Raw genomic sequence first — 10095 nt, forward strand, 5'->3', positions numbered from 1 at the left:
GTCCTTACCGTAACGGCAGGAGCGGTCAGGATGCCGGTGTCAGGGCGAGTCGCAGCAGCAGATCGTCTTCGGGCCGCGGACTCCCGCGTCCATCGGTGTTGTTCGTCAGCACCCAGAGCGACCCGTCCGGCGCGGCGACCGCGTCCCGGAGCCGACCCTGGGCGCCCGTCAGAATGGCCTCCGGATCGGCGACGGCCGCGCCGTCCTGCGTGTCGATGATCCACAGACGCTCCCCGCGAAGGCCCGTGACGAAGACGGTGTCTCCCACCGCCGCGATGCCGCTCGGGCTGGCCTCATCGGTCGACCACTGCCGGACGGGATCGACGAACCGGTCGCGGTCGGCGATGCCCTCTTCCACGGGCCACCCGTAGTTGCCACCGGGCACGATGACGTTCAGTTCGTCCCACGTGTTCTGGCCGAACTCGCTCGCCCACATCGTTCCATCGCTCGTCCACGCCAGCCCCTGCACGTTGCGGTGACCGAGCGACCACACCGCTGAGTCGAACGGGTTCCCCGGCGCCGCCTCCCCCTCGGGCGTCAGCCGCAGGATCTTTCCGTTCGGCGCGTCGGGGTCCTGAGCGGCATCCGGTATGCCGGCATCCCCGGTCGCCACGTACAGCATGCCGTCCGGTCCGAAGGCGATGCGGCCGCCATTGTGGTTCCGTGCGCGCGCGATTCCCTCGAAGACGACCTCCGGCGCACCGAGGGTGTGGGCACCGTCGGCTCCCGACATCCGCATCCGTACGACGCGATTGTCCGCCGCGGCGCCGTGATACGCGTAGAGCCACGTGTCGCCGCCCTCCTCCCACACGGCCAGGCCGTGCAGCCCGGCTTCGCCGCCGGCAACGACGTCCGGCACGATCCCCGCCTCCCGCAGCGCCCCCTGAGCGGTCAGTTCGAGCACCCGTCCGTCGTCGCGCTGACTGATCAGCGACCCGCCCCCCGGCAGCGGGGCGACCGACCACGGGACGGCGAGCCCGGATGCAAGCGTCTCGAGCGACCCGGTCGGATGCCACCAGCCCCGCACGATGCTCGGCTCCGGGCGCGGGCTGTCGGCTGGTACGGCGCTCAGGGAAGCAGACGATGAAGGCGAGGCCGACGGCGGCACCGCGTCGCCCGGAGAGCCCGACGTGCAGGCCGAGAGGGCCACGGCGGATGCCGCCGCGAGCGCCAGGAACCCGCGTCGAGCGCGCGCCGGCACGAAGGCTACACCCCGGCCGCCGCGGCCTCGAGGGCGGCGATGTCGATCTTCTTCATGCCCAGCATCGCCTGCACGGCACGGTGGGAGCGGTCCGGGTCGGGGTCGCGGATCAGCTCGACCAGCCGATCGGGCACGATCTGCCACGAGAGACCCCAGCGGTCCTTGAGCCACGCGCACGGCTGCTCCTCGCCGCCGTCCGCGGTGAGGGCGTCCCAGTACCGGTCGACCTCCTGCTGATCGGCGCACGAGACGAACAGCGACACGGCCTCGGTGAAGGGGAACTGCGGACCGGCGTCGAACGCGTAGTAGTCGCGCCCCGCAAGACGGAAGTGCGCGTGCATCACCTTGCCGGCGAAGCCGGGCAGCTCCTCCGCGTAGTGCGCGATCGAGACGATCTCCGAATTCGGGATCAGCCGGGTGTAGAAGGTGATCGCCTCCTCCGCGGTGTTGTCGAACCACAGGAAAGGGGTCACGGCGGTCATGGCGGCTCCTCGGCGTCGACGGGCGCGACGATCGTTACAGCCTCATGCTCGCGGCGTGATCGCGCAAGGGCCGCGACCGCTGCATCCAGCGCAAGGGCGATGAGAATGCCGATGGCGTACATCAGCAGGTCGGTGGGCGAAAAGACGGTGCCGAGCACCAGCATGACGGGTGCGAACGCCGCTCCCCAGGCCTCCGGAAGTCCACTGAGCTGAAAGAGCTCCACGGCCGTGCACCATGTGAACGCGATCGCGGCGACGATCGACGCGGGCCGGCGGGGAGCGACGACCACGAGGAGCAGGTAGATGAAGACCGCGTAGAGGATGTCTCCCGTCGCATCCGTGGCGAAGCCGTCGGGCAGCGCAAGGTGGACGAACAGGCCCCCGCAGACGACGGCTGCCGCGCAGAGACCGGCGGCGAGCCGTCGGCGCCGGGGGCTGGGCATCGGGTCATCCCTCCGGCAAGATCGGTTCATGGGGAGTCTCGAAGACATCGCTCGTGAACTCTACGCGGTGCCGCCGGGGGAATTCACGGCCGCCCGCACGGCGCGCGTCGCCGAGGTGAAACCCGACGACCCCGCGCTCGCGCGCTCGATCAGCACGCTGAAGCGCGCGTCCGTGCCGGCCTGGGTGGTTGGCCAGCTCGTCCGGCACCGCGAGGACGACATCGAGCGGGCGCTCGCGCTCGCCGTCGAGATGCGGGATGCGCAGAACGAACTGGATGCGCCGGCCATGTCGGAGCTGACCACGGCGCGCCGGCGGCTGACCGCCGCGCTCGCGCGAGAAGGTGCGGCGATCGCGCATCAGAAGGGCGTGGCGGTGTCGTCTGCGGCGCTCGACGAGGTTGCCCAGACGCTGCAGGCGGCGATGACGGATGAAGCGGCCGCGGCCGCCCTGCTCTCCGGCCGACTCGTGCGGGCGCTGCGCACCGTGGGCTTCGATGCGGTCGATCTGGAAGGAGCCGTGGCCGGCGGCGACGCCCACCTGGTCGAGCGGCCGAAGGAGTCCCGCGACGATCTCGCGGAGCGCCGCGCGCGTCGCACCGCCGAGAAGGCGCTGCGCGACGCGGAGCAGGCGTTTACCCAGACCGCACGCGAAGTGACGCGCCTGGATGCGCAGCTTCGCAGCACACGCGAGCGGCTGGATTCCCTGGGCGAGACCAGGGACGGTCTCGAGCGGGAGCTCGCGCGAGTGCTCAAGCAGCTGGAAGAGGCGCAGTCCGACGAGCACCGGCTCGAGGACGAACGCCGGACGGCCGCTCGCGCGGCGGAGGCCGCCGAGGCGACCAAGCACGCGGCCCAGAAGGCGCTCGATGCGCGCACCGAGGTGTCGCAGGTGAAGTGAAGGTGGACGACAGCGTTGCCGACGTCAGGCTCGAAGGCGCCGGAATGCGGTCGTGAGTCAGGCCGGATTCTTCGCGAGCAGTTTCGACACGGCGATCATCGCTCCCCCGAGCACCGCGGGTATTCCCCCGCCCGGATGCACGGACGCCCCCACCCGCCAGAGCCACGGCGTCCGCACGTCACGGTACGCCGGTCGATGCAGCGGCCCGCTCATCCACAGCGGCCGGGCTGCGCCGTAGAGGGCGCCATGCGGTTCGCCGAAGGAGCCGTAGTAGGCCGGGTCGAGCACCACGTTCTGCACCATGTCACCGGTCAGTGGAGCGTTCAGGCCCATCGTTGTGGAGATGCGCTCGACCTCGCGGCGTACGAAGGGGTGCTCCAGCGTGTAATGCTCTCCGTTCGCCGGGGCGGTCAGCAGGATGCCGAGCGTGCTCCGGTCATTCGGATAGACCTCACCGGCGCGGTAGTGGTTGACGAACGCCATCGTGTCTGCGGGCTCGTCGCCCGCGGCGAGGCTGCGATGCAGCGCCGCCGGCTTGGTCGGGAGGATCACACTGTGCGCGGCGATGCTCGAGGGCAACGGCTCTCGCAGCACGCCGTAGATCGCTATGGCGGAGCAGGAGAGTGTGCGGGAGGTCTGTGAACCGGATGGGCGCAGCAGCTGGTTCAGGCGGTCGGCGTCCAGCGCGCTGACGACGAGGTCGGCGGGGTACGCGGCGAGGGTGGTCGTGACCCGTCCGCGCTCGAGGCGTGTCACGGCCTCCCCGGCACGCAGCTCGACGCCCGCGGCATCCGCCAGTCGCTGCAGGGCGAGCGCGATCTCGTAGACGCCCCCGCGGGGCACCCAGACACCGGTCTCGGCCATGATCGCCGGCATGCTCGCGTAGAGCGCCGGAGTGCGCGCGGGTGAGACGCCGGCGTTGAGCGTGTGGATGGCGATGACCTCGCGCAGGCCGTCCGGCAGCCACTCGAGGCTGTCGAGGTAGGCGCGAGTCGTCAGCCGGGTGCCGTAGACGGCGACAAGGCGACGCAGAGCGGGCAGCGAGTCCCGGTCGAGGGGATCGGCGAGCAGCAGCGCGGTGACGTCGTCGGCGAGGGGTGCGTGCAGACCGCTGAACCGCTGCCACGCCGGATGCCAGGGGTGGTCCCGCGGCACGGGGAGCGAGACGATCTCGCCGTCGTAGTAGTACCGGCCGACCTCGGGCAGTCGCACCAGGTCGAGCTCGCCGACGGGCGCGATCGGACGGTGTCCGTCATCCAGTCGGCGCCGCAGCTCGTCCCACACGGCCGGGAAGGTCACGAGCGATGGGCCCGTGTCGATCCGTTGGCCGTCGAGCTCGATCCGCCGACTCTTGCCGCCCACCGTCGGTGCGGACTCCAGCAGAGTGACCCGGTGCCCCGCTCGAGCCAGCAGCGCGGCTGCCGCGAGCCCGCCCAGCCCCGCTCCGATGACCACGATCCGGCTCACGACGGCACTCCACGGGTCCCGCCCGCCCGCCCCGTCACGGATACGTCCCGAGGAAGATGCCGGCGAGGAGAAGCCCGCTGGCGAAGGAACCGGCGATGTACGGAAACGCCACGGAGAGAGGGTAGAGAAGACGCCCGGTGGCGGGGGTCGGTCGCCGCATCAGCCGGACGATCAGAATGCCGGCGATCGCGATGTTCACGGCGGCGACGGGAAGACTGAAGATGGCGAAGAGCGCCGTGGACGCGAGCCACCACGCCCCGCTCCAGACGGCCGTTCCGCGCGGTCCGAGCCGGACCGCCGTCGTCGTGATCCCCGACACGCGATCTTCCTCGATGTCCTGCACCGCGTCGAAGGCGTGCTTGGCGACGCTCCAGGCGAGCAGCCCGGTCACCGCGGGCCACACCGGCGGTTCGCCGAGCGCGACGGGCATGATCAAGAGAGGCAGTCCGTAGGCTGCGTTGCTCAGGGAATCCAGGAACGGGCGTGCCTTGAAGCGCACCGGCGGTGTGGAGTAGAACACGAACACGCCCGTGTAGAGCACGATCAGGGCGACCGCGAGCGGCGGAAGAGCAAGGACGAAGTAGACGAGGAAGGGGAGATTCGACACGGCGACCGCACAGGCGATCAGCCGCACCTCCCCCGGCTCGATGCGCGCACCCTCGATCGAACCCTTCCGAGGGTTCAGCGCATCGGTGTCCTGATCGAAGATGTCGTTGACGCCGTAGATCAGCAGATTGAACGGCAGCGTCAGCCACAGGAGGATCGGAAGAGCCTGCGGGTCCCACAGCTGGCCTGTCAGCCACATGCCGACGACACCGGTGCCGATGGTGTTGATCCACAGCACGGGCCGCGAGATGTGGATCAAACGGGCGACGTTCGACCACGCCGCAGACTCTCCCGTTGCGGACTTCGACCCCGGTCGAGCGGCGACGGGGCTTCGAGCGGATGGATGTTCCGTGGGGGTGGTGTGATCCTCGATGGCAGTGCTCCTCGGGCACGTCGGTCGGATAAGAGGCTAAGTAGGTGTTTCACAAAGTTTATTAGAAAGCTGATCAACGAGGCCCCGTCGCTACCATGATCGGATGAGCAATGAGGAGGAGTCGGTCGCGGAGGCCAGGTCGTATCGACTGGCCGCATTCCCGGCGGCGGCAGTGCGCTTCGCACGCGCGCTCGACCACAACCGCGAACGAATCGCCGAGGAGGAAGGACTATCGGCCGGGGCGTTGCGCGCCCTGTTCTACATCGCCGAACACGTCAGCGCCACCCCGAAGCAGCTCGCGGCGCACATGCATGTCACCACGGCGGCGATCACGCCGATCGCCCGCAATCTCGTCGAGGCCGGCCTGCTGCAGCGCTCGGAGCATCCGGACGATCGCCGCAGCGTCGTCCTGGCTCTCACACCGCGCGCCCACGCGGCGATGCAACGCATGCACGCGGACTTCGATGACATGGTGCGCGGAGCGACGTCACATCTGACCGACCGCCAGATCGAAGAGTTCACGCAGCACCTCGACTCGGTGGCGCGCGCTATCGCCGAGCACACCGCGCGGATCCAGAGCGCCAAGAACATCGCGGCGCTCTGAGCGCCGCTCTCAGCATCAGCGACATCCACCAGCGATATCCCGAGGATGGCCCGTACCGGCCGCCCCGTGCGAGAGGGTGGAACGGTGTTCGCCGTCACCGAAAGAGTTTCCATCGCCCGATCCCCCGAGGACGCCTTCGCGTTCTTCGCCGATGGACGCAACCGTCCCCGTTGGGACGCCGCGGTGATCTCGGAGCGACTCACATCAGCGGGGCCGGTCGCAGTGGGCAGCACCATCCACACCCGCATGCGTGCCATGGGCCGCGAAGTGGATTACGACTGGCGGATCACGGAGTTCGACCCGCCCACCCGCATGGCGATCCGCAGTACCGCTGGAATTCTGCCCATGGCATCGCTCCTCGTTTTCGATGCGATCCCGGACGGATGCTCGGTGACGGCCACCATCGAGGGAGCGGCACACGGGATGCTGGGACTTGTCGAACCGATCATCGCCGGCGAAGTGCGCTCGACCCTCACCGCGGGGCTCGCACGAGCCAAGTTCATTCTCGAGGTGCCACCCAGCCTGGGGTAGTGGCGCTCTCACCCCTCATACCGAGATGGCGCGCGCACTCCGGCTTCACTCGGGATTCTGGTGGACCTGAGGGGACTCGAACCCCTGACCCCCTGCATGCCATGCAGGTGCGCTACCAGCTGCGCCACAGGCCCGGATGGTCTCGCTTCGTACCAGAACCCCCGGAATCTGGCCCTTCGGCTCCACTCCAGTGGTGATGAGAACCAGCATACGCGATCGGTCTTCGAGGGTTCTGGATGGTACTCGAGGGCTCTCGAGGTATCTGAACCGTCCAGTAAGTGACTACCACTCGATTCCCTCGACGCCGCGTTCGGGGAGCGGGCTGGCCTCGCACCCGTCCGGGACGGCCAGGTCGGGGCGTTCTCGTCGGGGGTCGACCTCGACGACCTCAAGGCCGTCGTGGGGACGTCGCATAGGTCATCCGCCCAACTCCCGCGACAGTGCCAATCTCCTCCGCGGCGAGCTCATCGCCGTCCTCCTCGACGCGCTCGGATCGGATCGTCCAGCGGGCAGATTTGCTGCCGCTGGCAACGAACCGCCCGGTGAGCGGGCCCTTTCGATCAATCTCCCACCGGTGACGCGCGGTCGTGCTCTCACGGCGCTTCGTCGTTTCCTTTCTGCCGACCCTGGCGGTTGTCGGGGTAGTCGTCTGAGACCTCTGGCCGTGGCGTCTACCGGCGTCCAGGGCCTGGTTCGCAGACCAGACCTGCGCGGATTGTGGCGCGTGACGCTCACACCACACCCTGAGTCGCACATTCCCGACGGCGGCAACTGGGGCCAATTGCGGGCTTTCTGGAGATCAAACAATCGTTCTGGCCAGTACACCTGAGTCTGTACACCGATCAGAGTGCCAGCAAGAGCACTGCGACGACCTGGCTTCCGACCTACGAGAGCTCGGTGGACAACCTGACGTTCACATACGACAACACGCCGAAGGTCTCCGAGTCACACCGGGTGTAGGTCTTTTTTGGAGTTGTCCATTTCGCAGGACACTTGTCCACGCGCTGTCCAAATGGACATTTCGGCGGCCGGCGGACGTCTTGGACGGCCGTCCGGGCGGGTCTGGTCGCTAGCGCATGCTGATGCGTTTGACGCACCCAAATGCGAATTCAAACCTGGCAGGTGCTACGGGAACTGAGGGGGTCCGAGAGAGGCGGTGCAGCTCTACTCGGGGCGTGCCGAGCCAGCGTCGCGGTGACCGACCCGCTTGCGGACGGGCGACACAGGCGGTGGGGGGATCACGGTGCCGCGTGGGGGTGACCGTAGCGGTGGGGGTCGGCGTCGAATGCGGCGGCGCAGCCGGGTGAGCAGAAGTAAAAGGTGGTTCCGTCGTGCTCGCGGGTGGTGACGGCTGTTTGGGGATCGATCTGCATGCCGCAGACCGGGTCGGTCACCAGTGCCGCGCTTTGGGTGGCGTTTTCTGACATGGGCGTTCTCCTTTTGTTCGAGGTCACGGCCGTGCTGGCCACGAGCTTGGGCTAGGCGTACGTCACGCTCGGTCGCCGCTGGGCACGGGAGACGGAGCGGAATGTTTTTCCGTCGGGGCGGTCGGGGCGGGGAGGCGGAGTCGCTTCAGCATGAGTGCGTTGACGGCGACGATGACGCTGGAGCCGGACATGGTGATTGCGGCGATCTCGGGTGTGAGCATGATGCCTAGGGACGGGTAGAACACGCCTGCGGCGATGGGTAGTGCGACGGCGTTGTAGCCGATGGCCCATCCGAGGTTCTGGCGCATTTTGCGGACGGTGCCTTTGCCGATGCGTAGCGCGGTTGCCACGTCGAGCGGGTCGGAGCGCATCAGGACGACGTCGGCGGTTTCGATGGCGACGTCGGTTCCGGCTCCGATCGCGATGCCGAGGTCGGCTTGTGCGAGTGCGGGGGCGTCGTTGACGCCGTCGCCGACCATGGCGACCTTCTTGCCGGAGCGTTGCAGTTCGGCGATCTTGGCGGACTTGTCCTCCGGCAGCACTTCGGCGATGACGGTGTCGATTCCTAGCAGGGAGGCGATGCGTTTGGCTGTGGGTGCGTTGTCGCCGGTGAGCATCACCACCTCGATGCCGGATTCGTGCAGTGCGGTGATCGCCGCTGCGGCGGTCTCGCGTGGCGCGTCGGCGAGGGCGATCACGCCGGCGGCTTTGCCGTCGACGGCGAATGCGATGGCGGTGCGTCCGGTGGCGGCGAGTTCGTTCTGTGCGGCGGCGATGGAGCTGATGTCGATTCCTTCGTCGGCCATCAGTCGGGCGTTGCCCATCACCACTCTGTGGCCGTCGACTGTTGCGACGGCGCCGAGGCCGGTGACGTTGCGGAATGAGCTGGCGGTGCGGCGGGGGATGTTGCGGGCGTCGGCGTAGGCGACGACGGCTTTGGCGAGTGGGTGCTCGGACTCCCGCTCCGCAGCGGCGGCAAGGGAGAGCAGTTCGATGTCGTTCATCCCGATGGGGATGTAGTCGGTCACTTCGGGTTCGCCCTTGGTGAGGGTGCCGGTCTTGTCCAGGACCACCGTGTCGATGTGCGCGGCGGACTCCAGCGCGCCGGCGTTCTTGAACAGCACGCCGCGTTTGGCGCCGAGGCCGGTGCCGACCATGATTGCGGTCGGGGTTGCCAGGCCCAACGCGTCGGGGCAGGTGATCACCACCACGGTGATGGCGAACAGGATCGCGGTGGGCACCGGGGCGCCGATCAGCCACCAGACCAGGAAAGTGACAGTGCCGCCAATCAGGGCGACCAGCACCAGCCAGAAGGCTGCGCGGTCCGCGAGCCGCTGCCCGGGGGCTTTGGAGTTTTGCGCCTCCTGAACGAGAGCGACGATCTGGGCCAGCGCGGTGTCGGCACCGACCTTGGTGGCCCGCACCCGCAGCGTGCCGGTGGTGTTGACGGTGGCGCCGATCACCGTCGATCCGGCGGTCTTGACGACGGGGAGGCTTTCGCCGGTGACCATGGATTCGTCGATCTCCGACGCGCCCTCCTCCACGGTCCCGTCTGTGGGGATCTTCGCGCCGGGCCGGACCAGCATGAGGTCCCCGGGGATGACATCGGAGGTGGGCACCTCGAGTTCTTCCCCGTTTCGGAGGACGACCGCGCGGGGCGGGGCGAGCTCGAGGAGGGTGCGGATGGCGTCGTTCGCGCCGCCGCGGGCGCGCATCTCCACCCAGTGGCCGAGCAGCACGAAGCTGGCCAGCACCGTGGCGGCCTCGTAGAACACTTCCCCGCCCCCGGTGAGGGTGACCACGACGCTGTAGAGCCAGCCGGTGCCGACCCCGACGGCGACCAACACCATCATGTCCAGGGTCCGGGCCCGAAGGGCACGCCAGGCGCCGTCGAAGAAGATCCAGGCGGAGTAGAAGATCACTGGAAGGGAGAGGATCAGCGAGAACCAATCGTCGCGGAGCCCGAATGGTGCCGGAACGGTGAAGCCGAGCACTTCGCGGCCGATCGGTGACCACAGGATGATCGGCACCGACAAGACAGCGGCGACGATGAACCGGTTGCG

11 protein-coding genes and 1 tRNA gene are annotated in these 10095 nt (G+C 68.5%); 3 read left to right on the forward strand and 9 right to left on the reverse strand.

The genetic code is table 11. The features are described 5' to 3' along the window. Positions 1-25: 25 nt before the first annotated feature. From ACLQ2Q_RS05100 to ACLQ2Q_RS05110, 3 genes are read right to left on the reverse strand one after another with little or no spacing between them, the layout of a single operon-like run. Positions 26-1201, reverse strand: coding sequence for a PQQ-dependent sugar dehydrogenase (locus ACLQ2Q_RS05100; protein WP_425818545.1), 1176 nt, complete (start codon positions 1199-1201; stop codon positions 26-28). A 5-nt stretch (positions 1202-1206) separates the two neighbouring features. Beyond that, positions 1207-1683 (reverse strand): VOC family protein, encoded by a 477-nt coding sequence (locus ACLQ2Q_RS05105; RefSeq protein WP_425818547.1) that lies wholly within the window; start codon positions 1681-1683, stop codon positions 1207-1209. Further along, positions 1680-2126 carry a DUF2809 domain-containing protein gene (locus ACLQ2Q_RS05110; RefSeq protein WP_425818549.1) on the reverse strand — a complete coding sequence of 149 codons (447 nt, stop codon included), beginning with the start codon at positions 2124-2126 and terminating at the stop codon, positions 1680-1682. The genes ACLQ2Q_RS05105 and ACLQ2Q_RS05110 overlap by 4 nt, the downstream gene beginning before the upstream one ends. Before the next feature lie 28 nt (positions 2127-2154). Between ACLQ2Q_RS05110 and ACLQ2Q_RS05115 the strand changes: the two genes are divergently transcribed. Continuing rightward, complete coding sequence (locus ACLQ2Q_RS05115; RefSeq protein WP_425818551.1) at positions 2155-3024, forward strand: transposase; 870 nt, start codon at positions 2155-2157, stop codon at positions 3022-3024. Positions 3025-3081: 57 nt separating this feature from the next. Here the strand turns inward: ACLQ2Q_RS05115 and ACLQ2Q_RS05120 are convergent, their stop codons facing one another. Both ACLQ2Q_RS05120 and ACLQ2Q_RS05125 read right to left on the reverse strand, forming a co-directional pair. Next, entirely contained in the window at positions 3082-4491 is a 1410-nt protein-coding gene (locus ACLQ2Q_RS05120) for a phytoene desaturase family protein (RefSeq protein ID WP_425818553.1), read from the reverse strand. Between the two features lie 34 nt (positions 4492-4525). Further along, entirely contained in the window at positions 4526-5500 is a 975-nt protein-coding gene (locus tag ACLQ2Q_RS05125) for a UbiA family prenyltransferase (RefSeq protein WP_425818655.1), read from the reverse strand. 73 nt (positions 5501-5573) lie between these two features. Here ACLQ2Q_RS05125 and ACLQ2Q_RS05130 point away from each other — a divergent pair, with 73 nt between their 5' ends. Both ACLQ2Q_RS05130 and ACLQ2Q_RS05135 read left to right on the forward strand, forming a co-directional pair. Next, positions 5574-6074, forward strand: coding sequence for a MarR family winged helix-turn-helix transcriptional regulator (locus tag ACLQ2Q_RS05130; RefSeq protein ID WP_425818555.1), 501 nt, complete (start codon positions 5574-5576; stop codon positions 6072-6074). An 84-nt stretch (positions 6075-6158) separates the two neighbouring features. After that, positions 6159-6605, forward strand: coding sequence for an SRPBCC family protein (locus tag ACLQ2Q_RS05135; RefSeq protein WP_425818557.1), 447 nt, complete (start codon positions 6159-6161; stop codon positions 6603-6605). Between the two features lie 58 nt (positions 6606-6663). On the opposite strand, the gene ACLQ2Q_RS05140 is transcribed toward ACLQ2Q_RS05135, so the two are convergent. The 4 genes from ACLQ2Q_RS05140 to ACLQ2Q_RS05155 form a co-directional block, all read right to left on the reverse strand. After that, a tRNA-Ala gene (locus tag ACLQ2Q_RS05140) sits at positions 6664-6739 on the reverse strand. Between the two features lie 148 nt (positions 6740-6887). Beyond that, positions 6888-7019, reverse strand: coding sequence for a hypothetical protein (locus ACLQ2Q_RS05145; RefSeq protein ID WP_425818559.1), 132 nt, complete (start codon positions 7017-7019; stop codon positions 6888-6890). A gap of 824 nt (positions 7020-7843) precedes the next feature. Beyond that, entirely contained in the window at positions 7844-8032 is a 189-nt protein-coding gene (locus ACLQ2Q_RS05150) for a YHS domain-containing protein (protein WP_425818561.1), read from the reverse strand. A gap of 62 nt (positions 8033-8094) precedes the next feature. Continuing rightward, a partial coding sequence (locus ACLQ2Q_RS05155; RefSeq protein ID WP_425818563.1) for a heavy metal translocating P-type ATPase occupies positions 8095-10095 on the reverse strand: 2001 nt, incomplete at its 5' end.

This window comes from Microbacterium sp. DT81.1 (genome assembly GCF_049844955.1).
In the GTDB taxonomy this organism is placed as follows: Bacteria; Actinomycetota; Actinomycetes; order Actinomycetales; family Microbacteriaceae; genus Microbacterium.